The 24,430-nt window shown below is 57.4% G+C and carries 23 protein-coding genes; 4 read left to right on the top strand and 19 right to left on the bottom strand.

From position 1 onward, the window contains the following. Positions 1-136 precede the first annotated feature (136 nt). The 7 genes from dedD to pdxB all read right to left on the bottom strand — a co-directional run bounded on the left by dedD (position 137) and on the right by pdxB (position 6,935). A complete protein-coding gene (gene dedD / locus C3F35_RS18835) occupies positions 137-844 on the bottom strand; it encodes a cell division protein DedD (protein ID WP_059309083.1) in 708 nt (235 codons plus the stop codon). Then, entirely contained in the window at positions 834-2,102 is a 1,269-nt protein-coding gene (folC, locus tag C3F35_RS18830) for a bifunctional tetrahydrofolate synthase/dihydrofolate synthase (protein ID WP_059307464.1), read from the bottom strand. The genes dedD and folC overlap by 11 nt, the downstream gene beginning before the upstream one ends. 68 nt (positions 2,103-2,170) lie before the next feature. Continuing rightward, positions 2,171-3,076, bottom strand: coding sequence for an acetyl-CoA carboxylase, carboxyltransferase subunit beta (gene accD / locus C3F35_RS18825; RefSeq protein WP_032612845.1), 906 nt, complete (start codon positions 3,074-3,076; stop codon positions 2,171-2,173). A gap of 142 nt (positions 3,077-3,218) precedes the next feature. Then, positions 3,219-3,878 (bottom strand): DedA family protein, encoded by a 660-nt coding sequence (locus C3F35_RS18820; RefSeq protein ID WP_059307463.1) that lies wholly within the window; start codon positions 3,876-3,878, stop codon positions 3,219-3,221. Between the two features lie 27 nt (positions 3,879-3,905). After that, positions 3,906-4,718 (bottom strand): tRNA pseudouridine(38-40) synthase TruA, encoded by an 813-nt coding sequence (truA, locus tag C3F35_RS18815; RefSeq protein ID WP_032612848.1) that lies wholly within the window; start codon positions 4,716-4,718, stop codon positions 3,906-3,908. Next, on the bottom strand, positions 4,718-5,731 hold the full coding sequence (locus C3F35_RS18810; protein ID WP_059307462.1) for an aspartate-semialdehyde dehydrogenase: 1,014 nt from the start codon (positions 5,729-5,731) through the stop codon (positions 4,718-4,720). Before C3F35_RS18810 ends, truA begins: the two co-directional genes overlap by 1 nt. 67 nt (positions 5,732-5,798) lie before the next feature. Then, entirely contained in the window at positions 5,799-6,935 is a 1,137-nt protein-coding gene (gene pdxB, locus C3F35_RS18805) for a 4-phosphoerythronate dehydrogenase PdxB (RefSeq protein ID WP_103792212.1), read from the bottom strand. 114 nt (positions 6,936-7,049) lie between these two features. On the opposite strand from pdxB, the gene flk reads away from it, so the two are divergent. Beyond that, positions 7,050-8,054 (top strand): flagella biosynthesis regulator Flk, encoded by a 1,005-nt coding sequence (gene flk / locus C3F35_RS18800; protein ID WP_032612855.1) that lies wholly within the window; start codon positions 7,050-7,052, stop codon positions 8,052-8,054. Between the two features lie 41 nt (positions 8,055-8,095). Here the strand turns inward: flk and C3F35_RS18795 are convergent, their stop codons facing one another. Together C3F35_RS18795 and fabB are read right to left on the bottom strand one after the other, a co-directional pair. Next, entirely contained in the window at positions 8,096-9,274 is a 1,179-nt protein-coding gene (locus C3F35_RS18795) for an MFS transporter (protein WP_077227435.1), read from the bottom strand. 67 nt (positions 9,275-9,341) lie between these two features. After that, positions 9,342-10,559, bottom strand: a complete 1,218-nt coding sequence (gene fabB, locus C3F35_RS18790) for a beta-ketoacyl-ACP synthase I (RefSeq protein ID WP_032612857.1) — start codon at positions 10,557-10,559, stop codon at positions 9,342-9,344. A gap of 158 nt (positions 10,560-10,717) precedes the next feature. Here fabB and mnmC point away from each other — a divergent pair, with 158 nt between their 5' ends. Then, on the top strand, positions 10,718-12,721 hold the full coding sequence (gene mnmC, locus C3F35_RS18785) for a bifunctional tRNA (5-methylaminomethyl-2-thiouridine)(34)-methyltransferase MnmD/FAD-dependent 5-carboxymethylaminomethyl-2-thiouridine(34) oxidoreductase MnmC (protein ID WP_059307459.1): 2,004 nt from the start codon (positions 10,718-10,720) through the stop codon (positions 12,719-12,721). A gap of 96 nt (positions 12,722-12,817) precedes the next feature. Here mnmC and C3F35_RS18780 read toward each other — a convergent pair whose 3' ends face one another. The 6 genes from C3F35_RS18780 to prmB form a co-directional block, all read right to left on the bottom strand. Next, positions 12,818-13,099, bottom strand: a complete 282-nt coding sequence (locus C3F35_RS18780) for a YfcL family protein (protein ID WP_032612861.1) — start codon at positions 13,097-13,099, stop codon at positions 12,818-12,820. Positions 13,100-13,112: 13 nt separating this feature from the next. After that, on the bottom strand, positions 13,113-13,658 hold the full coding sequence (locus C3F35_RS18775) for an elongation factor P hydroxylase (RefSeq protein WP_103792214.1): 546 nt from the start codon (positions 13,656-13,658) through the stop codon (positions 13,113-13,115). After that, positions 13,658-14,467, bottom strand: a complete 810-nt coding sequence (locus C3F35_RS18770) for a sulfite exporter TauE/SafE family protein (RefSeq protein ID WP_032612865.1) — start codon at positions 14,465-14,467, stop codon at positions 13,658-13,660. The genes C3F35_RS18775 and C3F35_RS18770 overlap by 1 nt, the downstream gene beginning before the upstream one ends. Beyond that, positions 14,467-15,291, bottom strand: a complete 825-nt coding sequence (gene mepA, locus C3F35_RS18765; RefSeq protein ID WP_077227437.1) for a penicillin-insensitive murein endopeptidase — start codon at positions 15,289-15,291, stop codon at positions 14,467-14,469. Before mepA ends, C3F35_RS18770 begins: the two co-directional genes overlap by 1 nt. 2 nt (positions 15,292-15,293) lie before the next feature. Further along, positions 15,294-16,379 carry a chorismate synthase gene (gene aroC, locus C3F35_RS18760; RefSeq protein WP_032612869.1) on the bottom strand — a complete coding sequence of 362 codons (1,086 nt, stop codon included), beginning with the start codon at positions 16,377-16,379 and terminating at the stop codon, positions 15,294-15,296. A 75-nt stretch (positions 16,380-16,454) separates the two neighbouring features. Beyond that, positions 16,455-17,387, bottom strand: coding sequence for a 50S ribosomal protein L3 N(5)-glutamine methyltransferase (gene prmB / locus C3F35_RS18755; RefSeq protein WP_032612871.1), 933 nt, complete (start codon positions 17,385-17,387; stop codon positions 16,455-16,457). Positions 17,388-17,544: 157 nt separating this feature from the next. On the opposite strand from prmB, the gene smrB reads away from it, so the two are divergent. Beyond that, the gene (gene smrB, locus C3F35_RS18750) at positions 17,545-18,096 is read left to right on the top strand and encodes an endonuclease SmrB (RefSeq protein WP_032612873.1); all 552 of its coding nucleotides are present in this window, start codon (positions 17,545-17,547) and stop codon (positions 18,094-18,096) included. A gap of 45 nt (positions 18,097-18,141) precedes the next feature. On the opposite strand, the gene sixA is transcribed toward smrB, so the two are convergent. The 4 genes from sixA to C3F35_RS18730 form a co-directional block, all read right to left on the bottom strand. Next, positions 18,142-18,627 (bottom strand): phosphohistidine phosphatase SixA, encoded by a 486-nt coding sequence (sixA, locus tag C3F35_RS18745; RefSeq protein ID WP_032612875.1) that lies wholly within the window; start codon positions 18,625-18,627, stop codon positions 18,142-18,144. A gap of 210 nt (positions 18,628-18,837) precedes the next feature. Further along, positions 18,838-20,985, bottom strand: a complete 2,148-nt coding sequence (gene fadJ, locus C3F35_RS18740; RefSeq protein ID WP_103792215.1) for a fatty acid oxidation complex subunit alpha FadJ — start codon at positions 20,983-20,985, stop codon at positions 18,838-18,840. After that, a complete protein-coding gene (gene fadI, locus C3F35_RS18735; protein WP_103792216.1) occupies positions 20,985-22,295 on the bottom strand; it encodes an acetyl-CoA C-acyltransferase FadI in 1,311 nt (436 codons plus the stop codon). The genes fadJ and fadI overlap by 1 nt, the downstream gene beginning before the upstream one ends. Positions 22,296-22,451: 156 nt before the next feature. Then, on the bottom strand, positions 22,452-22,736 hold the full coding sequence (locus C3F35_RS18730; protein WP_032612881.1) for a YfcZ/YiiS family protein: 285 nt from the start codon (positions 22,734-22,736) through the stop codon (positions 22,452-22,454). A 370-nt stretch (positions 22,737-23,106) separates the two neighbouring features. Here C3F35_RS18730 and fadL point away from each other — a divergent pair, with 370 nt between their 5' ends. Next, positions 23,107-24,429, top strand: coding sequence for a long-chain fatty acid transporter FadL (gene fadL / locus C3F35_RS18725; protein WP_163603158.1), 1,323 nt, complete (start codon positions 23,107-23,109; stop codon positions 24,427-24,429). Position 24,430 lies beyond the last annotated feature (1 nt).

The following is a 24,430-nucleotide window of genomic DNA, read 5'->3' as shown; positions in this document are numbered from 1 at the left end:
CCCACGCGTAAATAAAAAAGGCGCTGAAAAAATAATCAACGCCACTGGCCGTTGCGTCTCTTCGGACGCCTGCCCTCCCCTCCTCCGGCACTCTCCTTTAAAGAAAAACAGCAGTGGCAGGGGAAAAAAACCTACATTAATTAACGTTGTAGTTCATCACCACGCCGCTCAGGCCGGAGAGTTGGTTCAGCTCTCCAAGCGATCCTTTCAGCTTATCTTTAGATGCATCCGGGCCGACGAGAATACGGGTAATTTTACCCTGTACCGGCGTCGTAGGTGAAGTGTAAACGCGGTACCCCGCGCCACGGAGTTTAGCCACCACCTCGTTAACCTTGTCGGCATTTTTCAATGCGCCGAGCTGCACGACATAGGCTTTACCGGTTGGCGCCGGTTTCTCTTCTGCCGCCGGTTTGGCCGGTGGGGTTTCCGTCGCCGCCGCCAGCTGCTGGCTGGTGTTATCGCGCTGAGGTTTTGGCTGCGGCTTCTCAACCGGTTTCGGTTTTTGCACCGGCTTTGGCGCATATTGCTCGACCGGCGCCGGAACGGGATCCAGTTCGTTATTGTTACCGGACGCCAGACGCGACGGATCTAAGGATGGTGCCGCGGCATCGCCCGCCTGCACCTCTTCAGCCGCGCCTTCCGGCGGCTGAGCAGGTAACGCCTGTGTCGCCGCTGGCAGCATATCCGGCTCATCCCGGTCGCCAGGTTTCGGCACCAGCGGGATCGCCGCAAACTCATCCTGATAATGTTTTTTCTGTCCATCAAGCAGCCCCGGGAGAATAATGACCCCCAGCGCCACCAGCACAATGGTGCCTGCTAAACGGTTCTGAAACTTACTTGCCACCGGTTCTCCCCGCATCCATTACGTCCATGACATGTGCCACCGTGTGGAAGGATCCACACACCAGCACGGTATCTTCTGGTCTGGCGTCCGCCATTGCCGCGCGCCACGCCAGTTCCACGCTGGCAAAGGTCTGGCCCTGGCCGAGGTGTTGCATCAGCTGTTCGGCCGTAGCCCCACGCGGACCTTCAAGAGGTGCACAATACCAGCTATCGACCACACTCTCCATGCAGGCCAGCGTGCCGCCAATATCTTTATCATGAAGCATACCGATAACCGCCAGCACGCGCCCGGTTTTTGGCAATGATTTGAGACGTCCGGCGAGATAGGCAGCCGCATGGGGGTTATGGGCGACATCCAGAATCAGACGCGGTGATTCGCTGACGATCTGGAAACGTCCGGCCAGAATCGCCTGCTGAATGCCGTCGCGAATAGCCTGCTCGTTAACAGTCAAACCGCTGGCGCGCAATGCGGCCAGCGCCGTGGCGGCATTCGGCTGCGGCACCTGCGGCAACGGTAAGTTCTCCAGCGCGCCTTTGGCGTCTTCAAAGCGCCAGCCACTCTCTGTCACGCTGTAGCGCCAGTCCACGTCGCGACGCTGCAACAGGGCGCCCTTCTCCTGCGCCACGTCAGCGATGGTGTGCGGCATATCGGGTTCACCGACAATGGCTGGTTTACCGGCCCGGAATATACCGGCTTTTTCACGGCCAATGCTTTCCCGATCTGGCCCCAGCCAGTCGGTATGATCCAGCGCGATGCTGGTGACCACCGCCACGTCTGGATCCACAATGTTAGTGGCGTCCAGACGCCCACCTAACCCGACTTCGAGGATCACCACGTCCAGCTGCGCCTGCTTAAACAGCCACAGCGCCGACAGCGTGCCATATTCAAAATAGGTCAGAGAGATATCACCGCGCGCGGCTTCAATTTCTGCGAACGCGGCAGTATGCGCCGATTCGGCTAACTCTGCGTTCTGCACTCGAACGCGCTCGGTATAGCGCACCAGATGCGGCGAGCTGTAGACGCCCACTTTGTAGCCCGCTGCCATCAGCATGGATTCCAGCGTGCGGCAGGTGGTGCCTTTGCCGTTGGTGCCCGCGACGGTAAAAACAAAAGGAGCCGGTTTCAGAACATCAAGGCGCGCCGCTACCTGGCTGACGCGCTCAAGTCCCATGTCGATGGCTTTACTGTGCAGGTTTTCCAGATAAGAAAGCCACGCGGCCAGAGGCGACGTGGCTTGGGGAAGAGTGATATTTTCCATGTTGCGCGCTTTTCAGTTACGGTTAGAAAGCAAAAGGGCAGCGCCACTGGCCCTGCCCTTTTGAGTTATCAGGCCTCGGGTTCCTGATCCGGTACTACCACGCCTTCGCGCGGTTCATCCGGGCTCGGCGACGGCAGATTCATCAGCTTCGCCAGGATGCTGGCCAGTTTCAGGCGCATCTCCGGGCGGCGAACGATCATGTCGATAGCGCCTTTCTCGATAAGGAATTCACTGCGCTGGAAGCCCGGCGGCAGTTTCTCACGTACCGTTTGTTCGATAACGCGCGGGCCAGCAAAGCCGATCAACGCTTTCGGCTCAGCAACGTTCAGGTCGCCCAGCATCGCGAAGCTCGCCGATACACCACCCATGGTCGGGTCGGTCAGTACGGAGATGTACGGCAGACCGCGTTCCTGCATTTTCGCCAGCGCGGCGGAGGTTTTTGCCATCTGCATCAGCGACATCAGCGCTTCCTGCATACGGGCACCACCGGAGGCGGAGAAGCAGATCAGCGGACAGTTGTCTTCCAGCGCCTGCTCTACCGCACGCACGAAGCGCGCGCCAACCACGGAACCCATTGAGCCGCCCATGAAGGAGAACTCAAACGCTGCCGCCACAACCGGCATCTCGTGCAGGGTGCCTTTCATCACGACCAGGGCGTCTTTCTCGCCGGTCTCTTTCTGCGCAGAGGCCAGACGGTCTTTGTATTTTTTGGAGTCGCGGAACTTCAGCACATCTTTCGGCTCAAGCTCGCTGCCCAGTTCAACCAGAGAACCTTCATCCAGCAGGCTATGCAGGCGGTTACGCGCCGACATACGCATGTGATGATCGCACTTAGGACAAACTTCCAGATTACGCTCCAGCTCGGCGCGGTACAGGACCTGGCCACAGCTGTCACATTTGGTCCACACCCCTTCAGGAATACTCGCTTTGCGGGTTGGGGTGATGTTACTTTTAATTCGTTCAATCCAGCTCATTGATAACCTTTCTGCCTGAACCAGGTTTGCTGTAAGGGGCGCATAATGCCATTTTTGCCCCCGACAGACCATGAATGTTGCACATTAAAACATAACAGCCCGAAACTTTGGATAAAAAAGTGGTCGAACCGCAGTTGTGCTTTTATTTCGCTTGTTTTGCCGCCGCGCGCCGGTGACGAATAATTTCGATCACGCCCGGCAGAATGGAGACCACAATAATCCCTACAATCAGGAGCTTGAGATTTTCCTGAATCATAGGAATGGTACCGAAGAAATAGCCTGCGTAGGTAAAGCTGAGCACCCATAACAGCGCGCCAGTGACGTTATACAGCGCGAAGTGACGGTACGACATATGACCCATTCCCGCAACAAAGGGGGCAAAGGTCCTGACGATGGGCACAAAGCGCGCAAGAATAATCGTTTTACCGCCGTGTTTCTCATAAAACGCATGAGTTTTATCGAGATAGCTGCGACGGAAGATCTTCGAGTCCGGGTTACTGAACAACCGCTCGCCAAACAAACGACCTATAGTGTAGTTCACCGCATCGCCAAGGATCGCGGCGATAAGCATCAGAACCACCATCAGGTGAACGTTGATGTCGTTGGTTTCCAGAGAGGCCAGCGCCCCCGCCACGAACAGCAGCGAATCGCCCGGTAAGAACGGCGTCACCACCAGCCCGGTTTCACAAAACAGGATCAGGAACAGAATGGCATACACCCAGACGCCATAATCAGCGACCAGCTCTGCCAGGTGAACATCAATATGCAGAATGAAATCAATCAGAAAGCGAATAAAATCCATATTGTCTAAACCTTTATTGCACAGCTATTAGTCCGCTAAAAACAGCGGGCCCATTGGCGGTTTTGGAAGGTCAAAACGATCCGGGTAATCAACCGAGACCAGATAGAGTCCTTCCGCTTTCGCCGTTGCTGCTGCCAGGGTTCGGTCCTTCGCTGCCAGCAACTCTGCAATCCAGCTCTCCGGCTGGTGTCCGGCGCCCACTTCCATCAGGCTGCCAACAATATTCCGCACCATATGATGTACAAAGGCATTGGCTTTGATATCGACCACGACATACGCGCCATACCGGCTGACGTGAATGTGCATCACGTTGCGCCACGGCGTACGCGACTGGCACTGTACCGCGCGAAACGAGGTAAAGTCGTTTTCGCCAATCAGTGCCTGTGCCGCGCGGTGCATGCGATCGGCATCCAGCGGCTCATAAAAATGCGTTACGCCCTGGCCTAACACCGCCGGACGCAGACGCTGATTGTAGATGATGTAACGGTAGCGACGCGCAGTTGCGCTGAAACGCGCGTGAAAATCGTCCGGCACAGTTTTGACCCAACGAACCGCGATGTCTCCAGGCAAATTCGCATTTACCCCCAGCGTCCAGGCCGCGTCTTTGCGCACCGCGGTGGTTTCAAAATGCACCACCTGCCCCGTGCCGTGGACACCCGCGTCGGTACGCCCCGCGCACAGGACATTTACAGGTTCATTTGCCACCTGAGAGAGCGCTTTCTCCAGTTTCTCCTGGACGCTGCGCACCTCGTTCTGACGCTGCCAGCCATAATATTTACTGCCATCGTACTCAATCCCGAGGGCAATTTTATGGACCGGCTTTTGTTCCACTTCTGACATCAGTACAGATACTCCTGCACCAGTTTTTCGGCAACTTTCACCGCCATCAGCGCGCCACCGAAACGAACGTTGTCGGCCACTGACCAGAACTGGATCTGCTCCGGCATGCCGTAGTCGTTGCGGACACAACCGACGGAGAGGCGGGCATTACCCGTTGCATCGCCGACCTGAGTCGGGAACGCGCTCTCTTCGGACAGTTCGATATCCTCACCGCGGGCAAAAGCGTCACGCGCCTCTTCCGCTGCCAGCGGACGCATGGCTTCGAAGCCCACCATCTGGGCATGGCCGTAAAACACTGGCGACTGCACGCAGTTGGCGGAGATCATCAGCCCGTCGTCCTGCAGGATCTTACGTACCTCATCGACGAGTCGGCGCTCTTCACGCACGCTACCTTCGCGATCCGGCAGCAGCGGCAGCATGTTGAAGGCCAGCTGACGACCAAAGAAATCCTCATCGTCCACCGGAATCCCGTTCAGCAGCTTCGCGCTCTGCCCGGCCAGCGCGTCTACCGCTTTTTTGCCGTGAGCAGAGGCCGACAACAGGCTGGTGACGTTGATACGGGATAAGCCGCCATCGTCGATCAGAGGTTTCAGGGCAGTGAGCAACTGGCTGGTAAGGCTGTCCGGTACGGCGATGATATTACGGTTACGGTAGTCGGCCAGCACGAACGGGTTTACGTCCGGCACCACGAGCGGCACATCCGGCTCAAGGGCGAACAGGCCGCTTGAATCAATCACCAGACAGCCGGCGTTGGTGGCTTCTTCGATATAGGTTGCGGAAGCTTCAGCCCCGGCAACGAAAAAGGCCAGCTGCGCCTGGGTCCAGTCAAATTCAGCCGCATCCTGAACGCGTACCGATTTGCCCTCATAACGCAGATGTTCACCAGCGCTTTCATTGCGCGCCAGGGCAAAGATCTCCCCCACCGGGAACTGACGCTCGGCAAGGGTTTCGAGCAGGGCTTCACCCACGGCGCCCGTAGCGCCCAGTATGGCAATGTTCCAGCCTTCAGACATGGTGGTTTACTCCAGAAATAAAAAAGCGTCCCCGGCGGGTTATCCGCCAGGGAGCATTAAGAAGACATTAACGAACCGGATGATGAGTGGCGTTGAACCCCAGCTTATGCAGCAGTGATGCCGCCGCAGCGTCATCACACATCACATAGAGGGAAGACCATTCGCGGCGCTCCACATAGTGCTTGCGCAGCTTGTCGAATTCACCCGGCATACCCGCCACTTTTCGCAGCAGCGCGTCATCGCGGCGCACATCATACACTAAATGCACCAGCCTTTTCAGCGTTGCCTGATCCAGCGGGCCATGCAGAGTAATACGGCCAAACTCCGGCGGCGGAAGCAGAGTATCCAGCGCCACCTGCTGCGATTTACCAATAAAGGTACTGTAGGCTTCAAACACCTGGGTGGTGCCGCGCGCTTTGCCTTCCAGGGTGTAGCCCGCAATGTGCGCGGTGCCAATATCCACTTTGTTCAGCAGATCCACGTTGAGATCCGGCTCCGGCTCCCAGACGTCCAGCACTACGCTAAGCGCCTGACCGGCGTCCAGACGCTTGAGCAGCGCCGCGTTATCTACCACCGGACCACGACAGGCGTTGATCAGAATGGTGCCCGGCTTCAGGCGGCTGATGAGCGCCTCATCGGCCAGGTGCAGGGATTTATAAGGCCCATCTTTAAACAGCGGCGTATGGAAGGTAAGCACGTCACATTCGGCCACCAGCTCGTCCAGGCTGTGGAAATCGCCCTCATCGCCACGGTCGGCGCGGGGAGGATCGCACAGCAGCGTGCGGATGCCTAACGCCTCAAGGCGTTTTTGCAGGCGGCTGCCGACGTTACCAACCCCGACAATGCCGACGGTACGATCGGCCAGGCTAAACCCGTCACGCTCGGCCAGCATCAGCAGGGAAGAGAAAACATACTCCACGACCGCAATGGCATTACAGCCCGGCGCGGCGGAAAAACCGATCCCCGCCTGCTTCAGCCACGCGTCATCCACATGATCGGTTCCCGCGGTTGCCGTCCCGACAAACTTCACCGCTTTGCCAGATAACAGCGCCTCATTCACTTTGGTCACCGAGCGCACCATCAGGGCGTCGGCATCGTCCAGCTCTGCGACCGGGATCGGGCGTCCGGGAACGGCCTTAACCTCACCCAGGCGGCTAAAAAGCTCGCGGGCGTAAGGCATATTTTCATCAACGAGGATTTTCACGTCTGAGTACCTGTTTGAGAGGAAGTTAACCGGTCAAGTGTGCCATAATCTGGCCGCCAGGCATATACGTAACCTGGTTTACGCTGAGTAACGACTTTAAGGATTTTTTTAACGATGCAGCCCATTTCAGGTACGCCGCCGCAACCTCCGGGTGACGGCCCGCGTCCGTCTCATGTCGCAGGCGAACAGCCCCTCTCCACACAGCAGCGCACCGTTCTGGAGCGCCTGATTACCCGGCTGATTGCCCTGACGTCGCAGCAGAATGCGGAAGTGTGGGCCGGGGTCAAACACGATCTGGGCCTGAAGAGTGATGCCCCTATGCTGTCGCGCCACTTCCCTGCTGCAGAGCAAAACCTGAACCAGCGCCTGGACACCGCTCAGCAAAACCACACTACCCGGCAGAGGGTCTCGCAGCTGACGGAGCTGTTAAGCCAGGGGAATAACCGCCAGGCGGTCAGCGATTTTATTCGCCAGCAGTATGGTCACACGGCGCTCCACCAGCTGACGCCTGACCAGCTCAAAACGGTGCTGACGCTGCTGCAAAATAACCAGCTCACCATTCCGCAGCCGCAGCAACGTCCGGCTACCGAACGCCCGTTGCTGCCTGCCGAACATAATACGCTCAAGCAGATGGTCACCCGGCTTGCCGCTGCCACGGGCGAGCCGACCAAGCTGATCTGGCAGTCGATGCTGGAGTTGTCGGGAGTGAAAGTGGGTGAGTTAATACCGGCCAGACAGTTTACTCATCTTGCCACCTGGCTGCAGGCGCGCCAGACACTGAGCACCCAAAGCGCGCCAACGCTGCATACTCTGCAGGCGGCGCTGAAACAGCCGCTGGAACCCCAGGAGTGGAACAACATTCAGGACTATGCTCAGCAGAACTGGCAGGCGACGCCGCAGACGGTGCTGACGACCGCCCAGGTTCAGGAGCTGCTGAACGTGATCTTTACCCGCCGTACCGAGCGTGAAAATGGCACGATTGAAGTGCGCAATATCCAGCCGATCTACAGTCCGCTGTTTGCCCCGGTCGTGGAAACCTTTAAAACCCTTTCCGCCCGTCCTGGGTTGATGTTTATTGCGTTGATTATTGCGCTGGCGATTTTCTTGCTGGTGATGTGATGTTATCGCCCGGTGGCGCTACGCTACCGGGCAGCAAGCTGTTACGCCTTACGAAACGCCACCAGCGTCACCACAATCCCCACCACCGCCGACACCGCCCCGGCCAGAAATACCGACGGATAGCCAAACGACGTGGCTAACAACCCCGCCAGCGGCCCGGTCACGCCGTATGAGATATCCTGAAACGCCGCATAGCCGCCGAGTGCCGTGCCGCGCACCTGTGGGGCAACACGCTTCACGACTTCGACACCCAATGCCGGGAAGATCAGCGAGCAGCCGCAGCCGGTCAGGGCCGCGCCAAGCAGTGCCACCGGCGCGGTTGGTGCCTGCCAGAGCAGCACCAGGCCAATGGTTTCAATCACCAGCGACGCCACTGCCACCTTCACTCCACCATAACGATCCGGCATCCAGCCGAACAACACCCGCATCAGGACAAACGCGCCGCCAAAGGCGGTAAGCGTAAAACCTGCCATCGCCCAGCCACGGCTCATAAAGTACAGCGAGACGAAAGTCCCGATCACCGCAAAGCCTACCCCCTGCAATGCCAGGCCCAGACCTGGCTGCCAGATTTGCCCCACGACGCTCCACAGGGAAGGACGCTCACCTTTATGAGCCGGCACTTTACGTACTGAACCGTTAAACGCCCATGCCAGCAGCGGCAATACCATCGTGGTAGCGGCCAGGGCCGCAAAACCAAACTGGCTATTAATTAACAGACCCAGCGGTGCGCCAGCGGCCAGCGCACCATAGATGGCCATCCCGTTCCAGGACATGACTTTGCCGGAACGTGCAGGCCCTACCAGCCCCATTCCCCAGGTCAGGGTGCCGGTCAACAGCTGACTTTCTCCAAAACCGAGAATCAAGCGCCCCACCACCAGCAGCGCGAATTTATACGCAGCCTCTACCGGCAGCAGCGCGGCCAGTAGCCATGCGCCGCCCGCCAGCCCGCAAGCGAACATGCCCTGCAGCGCCGAGCGTTTTGCCCCGTGCTGATCCGCCAGACGCCCGGCATAGCCGCGGGTTAATACCGTCGCTAAAAACTGAATGCCCACGGCGATACCAACCATGGTATTGCCATAGCCCAGCTCCTGGTGAACAAACAGCGGGATCACCGGCAACGGCAGACCAACGGTCATATAGGTCAGAAATACCGCAAAGGCGATACGGAACAGCGAGGTATTCCCGGAGGAGGCGTTTTTATCTGAGGTGATGGCCGTCATGCATAACTCCATGTTCAGGCATAAAAAAAGGGAGCCAGAGGCTCCCTTCTACTATACATTCAAACGCTTATGCTTTCAGCTTACGCATGACCAGTGTGGCGTTGGTGCCGCCGAAACCGAAGCTGTTGGACATCACGGTGTTCAGCTCACGCTCGGTGGTCGCGGTAACGATATTCAGGCCAGCAGCTTGCTCGTCCAGCTCTTCCACGTTGATGCTTGGGGCGATGAAGCCGTGTTCCAGCATCAGCAGAGAGTAAATGGCTTCCTGCACGCCAGCGGCGCCCAGAGAGTGACCGGTCATGGCTTTGGTCGCGGAGATGGCCGGGCTGTTGTCGCCGAACACTTCGCGGATTGCACCCAGCTCTTTTACGTCGCCTACCGGCGTAGAGGTGCCGTGGGAGTTCAGATAGTCGATTGGGGTATCCAGACCGTGCATCGCCATCTTCATGCAGCGCACTGCGCCTTCACCTGACGGGGCAACCATGTCAGCGCCATCGGAAGTTGCACCGTAGCCAACGATCTCAGCGTAGATGTGTGCGCCACGGGCCAGAGCGTGTTCCAGCTCTTCAACCACAACCATACCGCCGCCGCCTGCGATAACGAAGCCGTCACGGCTTGCATCATAGGTACGGGAGGCTTTTTCTGGGGTTTCGTTGTATTTGGTAGACAGTGCGCCCATCGCGTCGAACTCACAGGCCATTTCCCAGCCCAGCTCTTCGCCGCCGCCAGCAAAGACAATGTCCTGTTTGCCCAGTTGGATCTGCTCTACCGCGTTACCGATACAGTGTGCAGAGGTGGCACAAGCAGAGCTGATGGAGTAGTTTACGCCATGAATTTTGAACGGCGTTGCGAGGCAGGCGGAAACCGCTGAACCCATCGCCTTGGTCACAACGTATGGACCCACCGCTTTCAGGCCGCGCGGGCTACGCATGGCGTCGGCACCGAAGACCTGAGCTTTTGATGAGCCACCGGAGCCAGCAATCAGGCCCACACGTGGATTGTTCTGATAAACCTCTTCGCTCAGGCCTGCATCAGCAATCGCTTCCTGCATGGAGAGGTAGGCGTAGATAGAGGCATCGTTCATGAAACGGACCACTTTGCGATCGATCATGCCCGTGGTGTCCAGTTTGACATTACCCCATACGTGGCTACGCATGCCAGAATCTTTAAACTCTTCAGAGAAGGTGATCCCGGAGCGTCCTTCACGCAGAGATGCCAGGACTTCCTGCTGGTTATTACCGATGCTGGAAACGATGCCCAAGCCAGTAATCACTGCACGTTTCATTCAATACCTCTGTAAGTCGCACTATTTTAAGTTTCGAGTCGCACAATAGCGTACACTTGTACGCCGAACAAGTCCGATCAGCCAATTTCTGCGGAAATTTGCACCGACAGACGCACATCGTTAAGATCGCGGCACAGCCTGTCAGACGAGTAACTTACGTGAAACAAAACGCCATACAACCTGCCAACCTCGAATTCAACGCTGAGGGTACACCTGTTTCCCGAGATTTTGATGATGTCTACTTCTCTAATGATAACGGACTGGAGGAGACACGTTATGTTTTCCTCGACGGAAACCAGCTGAATTCCCGTTTTCCTCATCATCCCCGCAGTCTGTTTGTGGTGGCGGAGAGCGGATTTGGCACCGGGTTGAATTTTCTCACTCTCTGGCAAGCCTTCGATCGCTTCCGCGCCGCTCACCCTGACGCTACGCTGCAAAGGTTACATTTCATCAGTTTTGAGAAATTTCCGCTGTCCGCCGAAGATTTGCGTCTGGCGCATCAGCACTGGCCTGAATTAGTGCCCTGGGCAGAGCAGCTTCAGGCCCAGTGGCCACTGCCTATCGCGGGCTGCCATCGTCTTCTGCTGGACGGCGGGCGAGTGACCCTCGATATCTGGCTCGGTGATATCAACGAACTGACTGACAAGCTCGATGATTCTCTCAACCAGCAGGTTGATGCCTGGTTCCTCGACGGGTTTGCGCCGTCCAAAAACCCGGATATGTGGAGTCCGCAGCTGTTTGCCGCGATGGCCCGCCTGGCGCGCCCTGGGGCGACGCTCGCCACTTTTACCTGTGCCGGGTTTGTGCGCCGTGGTCTGCAGGATGCGGGCTTCACCGTGCAAAAAACCAAAGGCTTTGGCCGCAAGCGCGAAATGCTCATTGGGGTGATGGAGCAAAATCACCCTTCCCCTGCCCGCACGCCGTGGTTTGCCCGCACCGCCAGCGATGGGCGGGAAACCGCTGTGGTTGGCGGCGGGATTGCCAGCGCCCTGCTGTCGCTGGCGCTGCTACGCCGTGGCTGGCAGGTGACGCTCTACTGCGCCGATGAGGCTCCGGCAACGGGGGCTTCCGGCAATCGCCAGGGGGCGCTTTATCCTTTGCTGAGCGCCCACGACGCGGCGCTGAGCCAGTTTTTCCCGACGGCGTTTACCTTTGCTCGTCGTTTATACGATGCTCTGCCGGTCGCGTTTGATCATGACTGGTGCGGCGTGACTCAGCTTGGCTGGGATGAAAAGAGTCAGCAGAAAATTAACCACATGCTCGCCCTGGGCCTGCCCGAGCAGATCGCCGTTGCGGTTAACGCCGAACAGGTAGAAGAGAGTATCGGCGTACCGACCGGCTGCGGCGGGATCCAGTATCCGCTCGGCGGCTGGCTATGCCCGGCACAGCTTACCGCGGCGGTCATCACCCTGGCACAAACGCTCGGCCTGCAGGTGCAATATGGCCGCAAGGTGACGTCGCTGGCGCAGACCGGGGCGCACTGGTCGCTGCAGTTTGACGACGGTGAGCCCGCGCAGCACGGCAGCGTGGTGCTGGCGAACGGGCATGGCATTAGCGAGTTCAGCCAGACCGCACAGTTGCCGGTCTATCCGGTAGGCGGTCAGGTGAGCCATATCCCGGCGGCGCCGCATTTGAGCCTACTGCGTCAGGTCCTCTGCTACGACGGATATCTGACTCCGCAAAACCCGGCTAACGGGCAGCACTGTATCGGCGCAAGTTACCATCGTGGGCAGACGGAGCCGCAGTATAGCGACGAGGATCAGCAGCATAATCGCCAGCGGCTGCTCGACTGCTTCCCCCAGGCAGCATGGGCGCGTGAGGTGGATGTCAGCGCCGGAGAGGCGCGCAACGGCATTCGCTGCGCCACTCGCGACCACCTGCCGATGACCGGGACAGTGCCGGACTATGACGCTACCCTGTCGGCGTATCAGGATTTAGCCGCCAATAAAGATAAGGCGGTGAGTGCCCCGGAGCACCGTAATCTGTTTATGCTTGGCGGACTGGGTTCACGCGGGCTTTGTACAGCCCCGCTGACGGCTGAAATCCTTGCCGCGCAAATGAGCCACGAGCCGATCCCGCTGGATGCCGCGACGCTGGCAGCGCTGAATCCGAATCGATTATGGGTGCGGAAGTTGCTGAAGGGGAAAAGGGTGAAATCCTAAGCCCGGCAAACGTGGCGCCACCGGGCGTCTGGCTGTGGAGCCATTCGCGCGCCGGGCGGCGCTTTCGCTTGCCCGGCTACCTCTCCTGACGCTAACTTATGACGTCAGGCTGGCTTTCTGAAACAGGGTTTCCCACATTCCCAGCACAAGCGACTGGTCGCGTGGGGAGAGTTCGCCTGCCAGAATGGCTTTTTCCAGGCTGCGGGCCACTTCAGCGTGTACCGCTGCGGGTGAATGGTCATCCCCGGCTTCCAGCTCGGCAACAGCCAGCGTCAGGTGCCCACGCAGATAACCGCTGGCGAACAGCTCATCGTCACTGGCGTGTTCTACCATGTCATCAATTAACGCCAGAATGCGTGATTCAAACTCTGCGATCATCTTCTTTCCTCTATTAAAGATCTTCCGGCCACGGGAAGCATTCCGCCGTGATCTCCGGCGTGTGGTAATAATTCTGTAAAGCCTTGATCAAGCGCGCCGGACGTTCCGGGATGCCTTTCTCAAGGTAGTCCATCACCTGCGCGTGAACGCGGCGCTGGAAGACAATACGGTCTGGCTCGAAGTCGCCTTCGAGGTTGTCACAGCTGACGTTGAACGGGAATCCTGCCGCCACGCAGAACAACCACTCCAGCGCCTGGGGTTTCACTTCGACATCTTCAAACTGCCCCTGGGTTGCGGCGTCACGTCCGTCCGGGCAGTACCAGTAGCCAAAGTCCACCAGCTCGCGACGTGCTTTTCCTGCAATACACCAGTGCGATATTTCATGCAAACCGCTGGCATAAAAGCCATGTGCGAACACGATACGGTGATACGGAAGCTCGGCATCTGCTGGAAGATAGATCGGTTCGTCGTCGCCTTTAATCAGACGGGTATTAAAATCATCGGCGAAGCAGCTGTCGAAAATCTCAATCAGCTGTTCATATTTATGCGTACTGTTCATTAGTTCATCCCCAACCAGTGGAGGATCTCCTGTCCGTGGCTGTCATAAAGAAGTTTGGCACTCATGACGGCCGAGACAATGACAATCATCGGACGGATGAGCTGTTGCCCTTTGCTTAATACCAGGCGCGATCCAACCCGTGCGCCCAGAAACTGTCCGACCATCATCACAAAGCCGGTTGCCCAGATCACCTTCCCGCCGATGATAAACAGCAGCAGGCCACCCAGGTTAGAAGTGGCGTTCAGCACCTTGGCGTGCGCGGTGGATTTGGCAAGATTAAAACCGGCCAGCGTTACAAAGGCCAGAGCGTAAAACGACCCGGCGCCGGGGCCGAAAAAGCCGTCATAGAAGCCGACGCAGCCCCCGGCGATCAGGGCAAACGGCAATCCGTGCAGACGACGCTGCCGGTCCTCCTCCCCGAGTTTTGGCATCAGCAAAAAGTAGAGACCAATACAAATCACGAGGATCGGCAAAATCTGGCGCAACACGTCGGACTGCACGTGCTGAACCAGCAGCGCACCACTGGTGGACCCGATAAAGGTCATCAGGATATTAAGCTTCTGATCGGCAAGGCTCACCACTTTGCGGCGGATAAAATAGATCGACGCGGATAAGGAGCCGCCGCAGGCTTGCAGCTTGTTGGTTGCCAGCGCCTGCGCCGGGCTCATCCCCGCCGCCAGCAGGGCCGGAACGGTCAGCAGCCCGCCGCCGCCGGCCAGGGCGTCAATAAATCCGGCCAGCATGGCGATAAAAAACAGCCCCGCCAGCAGCAGCGGCGACACCATAAACAACTCTATAAATTGGTCCATCACAGGGCATGCTCATCCAGTAGCGCCTGGCAGGAAGGCGGCAACGGAGGCGGTGTCTTCTTCTCAGGCTTGGTGGTTCCAGGTTTCGCTGGCTCAAACCAGCTTTGTAATTCCGCGCCGCAGCCATCGCCTGGCGGCGGTAACGGTTGGTCTTCACACTCGAGGCTGTTCGCCGGGCAACGCAGGCGCACGTGCATATGCGCGCGGTGCTGGAACCACGGTCGCACTTTACGCAGCCAGTCGCGGTCGGTTCCGGCATCCTGGCAGAGCTGCTGCTTGATGGCCGGGTTGACGAAAATGCGCGTCACGTCGTTATCTTCCGCCGCCAGCTTAATCATGCTGGAGACCTCCTGCGACCAGCGCGACGGCACCACACGCTTACCGTCGCTGGCGACGAGATCGAGCGCCTGTGGCTTCAGCAGCTGGGAAGATGACCAGCGCGTTTTCGGCAGCTGGAGGAAGATATCCACATCCAGCCCGGTCTGATGGCTGGCATGACCGCCGTTGAAACGTCCTCCGGCAGGCATCCCCATATCGCCAATCAGCATTGTGCCTAGCCCCAGGTTATGCACCTGATTACCCAGCCGCTGAATAAACAGCACCAGATCCGGGTGGCCAAAGTAACGGCGCTGATCGGTACGCATCACCTGAAAGGTGTCGGATTGCAGCGGCAGCGCCTGGGCACCGACGATACAGCCATTGGAAAACGCGCCAATCGACTGGGCGCTCCCCGCTATCGGGTGGGTGATTTTCTGCCATGGCGTTGCCGCCAGCGAGGCGCCGCTGGCAAGCAGCGCCAGCAGAGCAATTGCGGTTTTTTTCATGGTTACCAGCGTGGAAGAGGAGTCGTCACATCCGCATTCTGCGCGCGCTGACGCAGGAAGTGATCCATCAGCACGATCGCCAGCATCGCTTCTGCGATCGGCACCGCGCGGATCCCAACGCAAGGATCGTGACGCCCTTTGGTGATCATCTCGACTTCTTCGCCCGCGCGGTTAAGGGTGCGCCCCGGCACGGTAATGCTGGAGGTCGGTTTCAGCGCGATGTGGGCGACAATTTGCTGCCCGCTGCTGATGCCGCCGAGCACGCCGCCCGCGTGGTTGCTCTGGAAGCCGTCTTTTGTTATTTCGTCGCGGTTCTCGCTGCCCCGTAGCGCCACAACGCCAAAACCGTCGCCAATTTCGACGCCTTTTACCGCGTTGATGCTCATCATTGCATGGGCGATGTCAGCATCCAGGCGGTCGAAGACCGGCTCACCCCAGCCTGGCGGCACGCCATCGGCCACGACCGTGACTTTAGCCCCGATGGAATCGCCCTCTTTCTTCAGGCCACGCATCAGTTCGTCCAGCGCTTCCAGCTTCGACGCATCTGCGCAGAAGAACGGGTTCTGTTCAACCTGATCCCAGTCGTTAATCGCCAGCGGAATGTCACCCATCTGGCTCAGACAGCCGCGAATAACGATGCCAAACTTCTGCGCCAGATATTTTTTGGCAATTGCGCCAGCGGCGACACGCATGGCGGTTTCGCGGGCGGAGGAGCGTCCGCCGCCGCGGTAGTCACGAAAACCGTATTTTTGCTCGTAGGTGTAATCCGCGTGCCCCGGACGGAACACGTCCTTGATGGCGCCGTAGTCCTGCGAGCGTTGATCAGTGTTCTCAATCAGCAGACCAATGCTGGTGCCGGTGGTGCGTCCTTCAAAGACGCCTGACAGGATTTTGACTTGATCCGGCTCGCGGCGTTGGGTGGTATAGCGCGATGTCCCTGGGCGACGTCTGTCGAGATCGTGTTGTAAATCGGCTTCGGTCAGTTCGATGCCTGGCGGTACGCCATCAACGATGCAACCCAGCGCCAGACCATGCGACTCACCAAAGGTGGTCACGCGAAATAATTGTCCAATACTGTTTCCTGCCATCACGGCTCCGTTTTCGTTGTTCTGTGTTGAGCTTTCTGTGTTTGCGCAATGTGAAACGGGCCGAAGCCCGTTGGATTAATCTTTATAGATGCTGAAGTATTCACGCGCGGCGAGAAGCTGCGCTTTGGTCAGCATGAAGACGCCGTCGCCACCGTTGTCGAACTCGAGCCAGGTGAACGGCACATCCGGGTATTGCTCCATCAGATGTACCATGCTGTTACCCACTTCACAAATGAGAATGCCGTCATCAGTCAGATAATCCGGCGCGCAGGCGAGGATACGGCGGGTCAGCTTCAGACCATCAGAGCCGGACGCCAGACCGAGTTCAGGTTCATGGCGATATTCGTTCGGCAGGTCGGACATATCTTCTGCGTCAACGTATGGCGGATTGGTCACAATCAGGTCGTACTGCACTTTCGGCAGGTCGCGGAACAGATCGGAACGGATCGGCGTGACGTGATGGATCAGACCGTGCTCTTCAATATTGTGCTCCGCTACTGCCAGCGCATCAGGGGAAATATCCACGGCATCCACTTCCGCTTCCGGGAAGGCGTAGGCGCAGGCAATGGCGATGCAGGCGCTGCCAGTACACATATCCAGAATGTGCTCCGGCTGATGATCAATCAGACCGGCGAACTGGTTATTGATAAGCTCACCGATCGGCGAGCGCGGCACCAGCACGCGTTCATCGACAAAGAACTCATGCCCGCAGAACCAGGCTTTATTGGTGAGGTAAGCCACCGGGATACGTTCGTTAACGCGACGGATCACACGTTCAACGATGCGGTGTTTCTCGCTGGACGTCAGGCGCGCCGAACGCATATCTTCCGGGATATCCAGAGGCAGATAGAGAGACGGCAGCACTAGCTGCACCGCCTCATCCCACGGGTTGTCGGTACCGTGACCGTACCAGATATTGGCCGCGCTGAAACGGCTGACCGCCCAACGCAACATGTCCTGAATGGTTTGCAGCTCATTCACCGCTTCATCGACAAAAATTTTATCCACTATGTTCTCCAGGGCATGCTCGCTAAATTTTCGGCGGCTAGTGTGCCACGAAGACGGCGATAAATCAGCACTGTCGCTAACGGCTTGGGGGTAAAAAATGCGTTTTGCCGCGCGGCGAGTCAGGTACACTGTCGGAAATAAGAGATGAGACGGACCCATGAAAAAGAAAACATCCCTGAGCGAGGAGGATCAAACGCTGTTTCGTCAGCTGATGACCGGCACGCGTAAAATCAAACAGGACACCATCGTCCACCCTCCGTTACGCAAAAAAGTGAGCGAAGTGCCGGTAAAACGGTTGATCCAGGAGCAGGCCGACGCCAGCCACTATTTTTCCGATGAGTTTCAGCCGCTGCTCAACACCGAGGGCGCAGTGAAGTATGTGCGTTCGGATGTGAGCCATTTCGAGCTGAAAAAATTGCGTCGTGGGGATTATTCGCCGGAGCTGTTTCTCGATCTGCACGGGTTAACCCAGATGCAGGCCAAACAGGAACTGGGCGCGCTGATTGCCGCCTGCCGCCGGGAACATGTCTTTTGCGCCTGTGTGATGCACGGCCACGGAAAGCACATTCTTAAGCAGCAAACCCCGTTGTGGCTTGCTCAACACCCGCACGTGATGGCTTTTCATCAGGCACCCAAAGAGTACGGCGGTGATGCCGCATTACTGGTGCTGATTGAAGTGGAAGAGTGGCAACCACCTGAGCTGCCCTGACAGGCAGGCGGGTGGCTGAGGCTACCCGCCTGGATGGGGTTTACGTCAGATTGCTTTCGCCATCTTCAGATTGCAGGGGCTCATTTGCCAGTTGAACACGCCGACACCCTTTTCATCGAGGGTGACGTTGGCAATGGCAGACGTACTGAACATCGGCGGCGTTTCGCCCGGGCAGAGTTCAGACACCAGGTAGCCCACTAACGGTAGATGGGAAATCACCAGCGCAGAGGCGACACCTTCATTGCTCAGCACCTGAAGATAGGCGCTGACCATACCCACATCGCCACAAGGGGTAAGCTCTGGCAGGACATCGACACCGGCAGGCAGATTCATACACTCCCCTACCACTTCCAGTGTCTGTTCAGCACGCAGGAACGGGCTGACGAGGACACGTTCAATATCCACTTTTTGCCCTTTCAGCCAGGTTGCCATTTGACGGGACTCGTCACAGCCGCAAGGCGTCAGAGGACGAACAGAGTCACTGGCAGCATCGAGTGCCGCGTCACCGTGACGCATGATAAAAACTTGCATATTGCACCGCTTTTGTTGACCAGGATCACCGGTGTTAACACCCCGCGTGAACATATCACGAGGTAGAAAACCCGATGGCCGGGCATTGTGCCTGATCCATCCGTTGAATGAAACGCTGTTTTTTACCTCAACGGCGTAAGTATAGTCAATGTCTGTTTACAACTTAGACAGCGCCTACCCATTCAACGGCGGATTTACTCTTATTTGACCTTAATTTACAGGGTCAGTTTCTTTTGCTGGCCAAAATCGCAGCCCCTGATCCGCCATTTGCAATAATGTGTCACACGGTGTGAACCGTGGCCCATTTTGCACAGCCAGTCGTTGTAAAATCGCAACAACTTCACCCGCGCCCACGCTATCCATATAGCGGAACGGGCCACCCAGGAAAGGTGGAAAACCTATGCCAAACACTGCGCCAATATCGCCGTCGCGAGCGTTTCTGATTACACGCTCATCAAAGCAGCGCGCCGCCTCGTTGAGCATCATCATGACGCAGCGCTCTGCGCACTGCGTCGCGGACAGTTTGCCTTCGCCAGTAGGTTTAATAAGCCCATAAATCGCCGGGTCTACTTGCTTCTTGCTTTTACGCCCTTTCGCATCGTAAAGATAGAAACCGCGTCCATTTTTTCTGCCTTTGCGATCGTCATTCAAAATTGCAGAAACAATATTTGCAGGCGCGCTAAATCGTTCCCCGTAAGCACTTTCCAGCACAGGTATAATTTTAGTGCCGGTATCGATTCCCACCTCATCCAAAAGTTGGATTGGCCCAACGGGGAAACCAAATTTCACCAGCGCATTATCAATGTGATCCACCTTTTCCCCTTCGGTCAGCAGGCGCATCGCTTCATTGATATAAGGTGCCAGAATGCGGTTAACATAGAACCCGGCCTTATCAGCCACCACTACCGGCGTTTTACCCTGCATTTTTGCCAGCTTTACAATGGTGGCAACGGTTTGCGGGCTGGTACTGGCGTGAGGAATGACCTCCACCAGCGGCATTTTTTCTACCGGGCTAAAGAAATGCAGCCCGATCACCTGTTCGGGACGCGCAGCCTGCGCTGCAATATCGCCAATCGGTAACGATGAGGTGTTGGAAGCAAAGATGGTGTGTGGCGCGCAGTGCGCTTCAACCTCGGCCACCATCTGCTGTTTCAGGGCCAGATCTTCAAATACCGCCTCAATTACCACGTCGCGATGGCGGAATCCGCTGTAATCCGTCGTACCGGAGATCAGCGCCAGTTCGCGATCGCGCTCACTGGCTTTGATATGGCGGCGTTTGACCTTCTTATCAAGCAGCTGCCAGCTGTACTGCAGGGCGTGGTTGATGCCTTTCGGATTGATGTCTTTGATTCGCACCGGTAATTTGCCTTTGCTGGCGCTGACGAAGGCGATACCGCCCCCCATCAGTCCGCCACCCAGCACACCGATAGCGTCAAGTGGTGCTGGCTCTGCCTCGCTACCGGGATCTTTTTTCACCTCAGTGCTGGCAAAAAAGAGGCTGCGCAGCGCCTGTGACTGCGGGGTCATTGCCAGCTCGCCAAAGGCTTTGGCCTCAGCCGCATAGCCACTGCTGCTGCCCTGCGTCAGGCCGGTAAGGATAACCTCGAGAATGCGTTTTGCCGCCGGGTAATTACCCTGCGTTTTTTGTTCCGTTTTGTTCGCCACCATTTTAAACAGCACCGTGCGTCCCAGCGGGCCTGCCAGCACACGCTCGCGCACCGGTAAGCGACGATCGACCGGTTTATCTTTCAGGGCTAACGCCACCGCAGCCTCCAGCAGGATGGCGTGCGGAACCACCTCATCCACCAGCCCGACCTTCAGGGCCTGACGTGGGCGCAGCTGTTTGCCGGTAAGGATCATCTCCAGCGCGGTGCTGACACCTACCAGCCGCGGTAGACGTTGGGTGCCGCCCGAGCCGGGCAGTAAGCCGAGCTGCACTTCCGGCAGGCCCAGCACCGTTTTAGCGTCGTCAGTACAAATTCGCCCGTGGCAGGCCAGGGCAAGTTCCAGCCCCCCGCCAAGACAAGCGCCGTGGATCGCCGCAATCACCGGGATCGGCAGGGCATGAATTTCGGCCATGATTTGCTGTCCCTGACGGGCCAGCGCCTCCGCTTCCTGCGCGCTGCTCGCGCGGGCAATCATGTTGATATCGGCCCCGGCAATGAAGTTGTCCGGTTTGGCCGAGATAAACACCAGCCCGCGAAGCGTTTTGTTTTCACGTACCTGCTTCAGGATCGCACGGACCTGGCTGCCAAACTCTGCTTTCAGGGTATTCATCTTTTCGTCTGGTGCATCGATGGTCACCACCGCCACGTTGTCCAGCCGCACATTCAGGGTAAATGCCGTTGTCATCTCCATTATTCTGCCTCCAGAACCATTGCGGCACCCAGACCACCCGCCGCGCAGGCTGTGACCAGGCCAAACCCGCCGCCGCGACGGCGCAACTCATGCAGCGTCTGGGTGATCATCCGCGCGCCGGTTGCCGCGAAGGGGTGGCCATAGGCAATAGAGCCACCCAGCACGTTAAATTTGTTTTCATCCACCTCGCCTGTTGCGTGAGTGCGGCCTAACACATCCCGGGCAAAGCGTTCGCTGGCCAGCAGTTGCAGGTTAGCCAGAGTCTGGGCGGCAAAAGCTTCGTGCATGTCGATAAGCGTCAGGTCGTTCATCGTCAGTCCGGCACGCTCCAGCGCCAGCGGCGTAGACCAGGCTGGCCCCAGCAGCATGTCCTGCCAGACATCAATGGCGGTAAAGGCATAGCTGCGCAAATAGCCGAGCGGGATCAAGCCCAGCTCTCTGGCGCGCGATTCGGTCATCAGGATCACCGCCGCCGCACCATCGGTTAACGGCGTGCTGTTGGCGGCGGTTACGGTGCCGTGCTTACGGTCGAATGCCGGACGCAGTTTGGCGTAATCCGCCAGCGTCGAGGTGCCACGGATATTATTGTCTTCGCTTAATGGCTCGCGGTACGGCGGGGTGTAAGCGGTCATCACCTCTCCAGTCAGCTTGCCTTCCGCCCAGGCCTGGGCGGCGCGTTGATGCGAGCGATGCGCCAGTGCATCCTGCTGTTCGCGGGTGATGCCATAGGTCTTCGCCATCTGTTCAGCGGTATCACCCATCCGCAGGCCGGTTGAGTACTCCGCGACGGCAGGCGGGACGGGAAGCAGATCGCGCAGACGCAGGCGCGAGAAAAGGGATAAACGCTGCCCGGTGGTACGGGCCTTGTTGACGTCTACCAGCACGCGGGCGAGCTTTTTGCTGACGCCAATGGGCAGAACGGATGACGAATCAGCGCCGCCGGCGATCCCGGCGCGTATGGTGCCCGTCATCAGGCTTTCTGCGACGTTCGCCACCGCCTGAAAGCTGGTCGCACAGGCGCGGCTGACGCTGTAGGCATCGGTGTGGACATTCATCCCGGTGCCCAACACGATTTCACGGGCGATATTGGGCGCTTCCGGCATTTGTACCACCTGGCCAAAAACCAGCTGCTCAATCACCTCAGGAGGTATTTCGCTGCGAGCCAGCAACTCCCCCACTACCATTTTTCCCAGATCGACTGCGGGTATGCCATGAAAAGCCGTCGCCTGACGGGCAAATGGCGTACGTAATCCACTGACAATGGCAATGCGATCACCCTGACGGGTGACTAGCGGTAATGCCTGACTCATAACGCTCCCCTGTGAATAACAAATGCGCAAAGTGGTCTGACCTGATAACAGTCTTAATCAAATTTTTACATTAGCCAATCGGGGAGAAGAAAAATTGCGAGCGAAGCCACAGAGCGCAAACGAAACGCCTCCGGGAGAGGAGGCGTTGAAGGGAAATTAACGCAGACCGAGCTGGAAAATCAGGGACTCAGCTTCGCAGCTGAACACGAAGTCGATATCCAGGCGTACCCCGCCGTCCACTTCGGTGAAGGTGGAAGAAATGTCGCAAGGTTCAGACTCAACGCCGCGGGCTTTGGCAGTCAGCGCAGCCAGCGTCTCTTCGGCTTCGGCACGGCTGGCAAATTCACGGCTGTAAGAGGCGGTGCAATCCGTGTTATCCACGATGGTACCGACATCCATACAGCAGCAAACCGGGGTTTCATCAGCACTGCATTTACTCATAGTAGATTTCCTCTGTAGTCGCGCAGGGCGCGAATAGACACAATGCTGATATTTTACGCCCCGCCCGGGGGTGGCTCCAGTTGTTAATGGCGTAAAAACGGGTAAGTGAGCAATATCACACGTAAAAATGATCTAAAACAAAAATCACCCATTAGGAGGAAGCAACCTGGTCACAATTTTGCCAACCAGATCCCGTTTCGAAAAACATATCGGTAAATATTAATAAACAGACTTGCAACATTCTATCTGGTCAGACCTATACTCTCGCCACTGGTCTGATTTCTAAGTGTTACGACAGACCCTACACTTCGCGCTCCTGTTACTCTATGTAACAAATATTGAATAAAAATAACTCAATGAGGTTATGGTCATGAGCCAGAAAACCCTGTTTAAAAAAACTGCGCTCGCAATCGCAGTGGCAATCGTCTCCACCTCCGCCTGGTCAGCGGGCTTTCAGTTAAACGAGTTTTCTTCCTCAGGCCTGGGCCGTGCCTATTCCGGGGAAGGTGCTATCGCTGATGACGCAGGGAACGCGAGCCGTAACCCTGCCCTGATCATGATGTTTGATCGTCCAACCTTCTCCGCGGGTGCCATCTTCGTTGACCCGGGTGTGGATATCACCGGGCGTTCCCCAACGGGTGCAAGCCTGAACTCAGATAACATCGCGCCAACGGCATGGGTTCCAAACCTGCACTTTGTCGCGCCAATCAATGAACAATTTGGCTGGGGCGCATCCGTTACCTCTAACTACGGACTGGCGACCGAGTTTAATAACAACTACGCAGCAGGGGCCTACGGCGGTACAACCGACCTGGAAACCCTCAACCTGAACCTGAGCGGTGCTTATCGCCTGGATAACCACTGGAGTTTCGGTGCCGGCTTTGATGCTGTCTATGCGAAAGCGAAAATTGAGCGCTACGCGGGTGACCTGGGCCGCATCGTCGCAGGCTCCGGCAGATTGCCTCCAGCTCTGGCGCGACAGGTCGCGGGGATCCCGGGAGACACCCAGATTGCCTACCTGAAGGGTGATGAATGGGGCTTTGGCTGGAACGCCGGTATTCTGTATGAAATCGATAAAAACAACCGGTATGGCTTGACCTACCGTTCTGAAGTAAAAATCGATTTCGATGGCGACTATAAGAGCAGCCTGCCTTCCGCCTACAACCAGATTCTGGGCAACTTTGGTCTGCCAATGGGGACGGATGGCCGTACCACTGGCGGTTCTCTGACCCTGAATTTACCTGAGATGTGGGAACTGTCCGGCTACAACAGAGTCGCGCCGCAATGGGCCGTCCACTATAGCCTGACCTATACCAGTTGGAGCCAGTTCCAGGAGCTGAAAGCCACTAACAGCGGCGGTGATACGCTTTTCTATAAAGACGAAAGCTTCCGTGACGCTTACCGCATCGCGCTGGGTACCACCTACTATATGGATGATAACTGGACGTTCCGTACCGGTATTGCCTTCGATGACAGCCCGGTTCCGGCAGACAAACGTTCTATCTCTATTCCGGACCAGGATCGCTTCTGGCTGAGCGCCGGTGCGACCTATGCATTCAACAAAGACGCCTCAATTGATGCGGGTGTCTCGTATATGCATGGTCAGAAAGTGACCTTCCAGGAAGGCCCATATGAGTTCTCTTCTGAAGGTAAAGCCTGGCTGTATGGCATGAACTTCAACTACGCGTTCTAAT

This window comes from Leclercia sp. LSNIH3 (assembly GCF_002935105.1).
Classification (GTDB): domain Bacteria; phylum Pseudomonadota; class Gammaproteobacteria; order Enterobacterales; family Enterobacteriaceae; genus Enterobacter; species Enterobacter adecarboxylatus.
The sequence above is the reverse complement of the archived record's forward strand: the minus strand, read 5'-3'. Positions and strand labels throughout refer to the sequence as shown.

Excerpts from the sequence above, each read along its gene's own strand:
- C3F35_RS18780 (WP_032612861.1), bottom strand. The coding sequence starts at position 13,099 with ATGATCGCAGAGTTTGAATCACGCATTCTGGCGTTAATTGATGACATG.
- fabB (WP_032612857.1), bottom strand. The coding sequence starts at position 10,559 with ATGAAACGTGCAGTGATTACTGGCTTGGGCATCGTTTCCAGCATCGGT.
- sixA (WP_032612875.1), bottom strand. The coding sequence starts at position 18,627 with ATGCAAGTTTTTATCATGCGTCACGGTGACGCGGCACTCGATGCTGCC.
- fadI (WP_103792216.1), bottom strand. The coding sequence starts at position 22,295 with ATGAGTCAGGCATTACCGCTAGTCACCCGTCAGGGTGATCGCATTGCC.
- C3F35_RS18810 (WP_059307462.1), bottom strand. The coding sequence starts at position 5,731 with ATGTCTGAAGGCTGGAACATTGCCATACTGGGCGCTACGGGCGCCGTG.
- aroC (WP_032612869.1), bottom strand. The coding sequence starts at position 16,379 with ATGGCAGGAAACAGTATTGGACAATTATTTCGCGTGACCACCTTTGGT.
- accD (WP_032612845.1), bottom strand. The coding sequence starts at position 3,076 with ATGAGCTGGATTGAACGAATTAAAAGTAACATCACCCCAACCCGCAAA.
- fadJ (WP_103792215.1), bottom strand. The coding sequence starts at position 20,985 with ATGGAGATGACAACGGCATTTACCCTGAATGTGCGGCTGGACAACGTG.
- flk (WP_032612855.1), top strand. The coding sequence starts at position 7,050 with ATGCAGCCCATTTCAGGTACGCCGCCGCAACCTCCGGGTGACGGCCCG.
- C3F35_RS18795 (WP_077227435.1), bottom strand. The coding sequence starts at position 9,274 with ATGACGGCCATCACCTCAGATAAAAACGCCTCCTCCGGGAATACCTCG.
- C3F35_RS18730 (WP_032612881.1), bottom strand. The coding sequence starts at position 22,736 with ATGAGTAAATGCAGTGCTGATGAAACCCCGGTTTGCTGCTGTATGGAT.
- C3F35_RS18775 (WP_103792214.1), bottom strand. The coding sequence starts at position 13,658 with ATGAACAGTACGCATAAATATGAACAGCTGATTGAGATTTTCGACAGC.
- truA (WP_032612848.1), bottom strand. The coding sequence starts at position 4,718 with ATGTCAGAAGTGGAACAAAAGCCGGTCCATAAAATTGCCCTCGGGATT.
- mepA (WP_077227437.1), bottom strand. The coding sequence starts at position 15,291 with ATGAAAAAAACCGCAATTGCTCTGCTGGCGCTGCTTGCCAGCGGCGCC.
- smrB (WP_032612873.1), top strand. The coding sequence starts at position 17,545 with ATGAAAAAGAAAACATCCCTGAGCGAGGAGGATCAAACGCTGTTTCGT.
- fadL (WP_163603158.1), top strand. The coding sequence starts at position 23,107 with ATGAGCCAGAAAACCCTGTTTAAAAAAACTGCGCTCGCAATCGCAGTG.
- folC (WP_059307464.1), bottom strand. The coding sequence starts at position 2,102 with ATGGAAAATATCACTCTTCCCCAAGCCACGTCGCCTCTGGCCGCGTGG.
- C3F35_RS18770 (WP_032612865.1), bottom strand. The coding sequence starts at position 14,467 with ATGGACCAATTTATAGAGTTGTTTATGGTGTCGCCGCTGCTGCTGGCG.
- C3F35_RS18820 (WP_059307463.1), bottom strand. The coding sequence starts at position 3,878 with ATGGATTTTATTCGCTTTCTGATTGATTTCATTCTGCATATTGATGTT.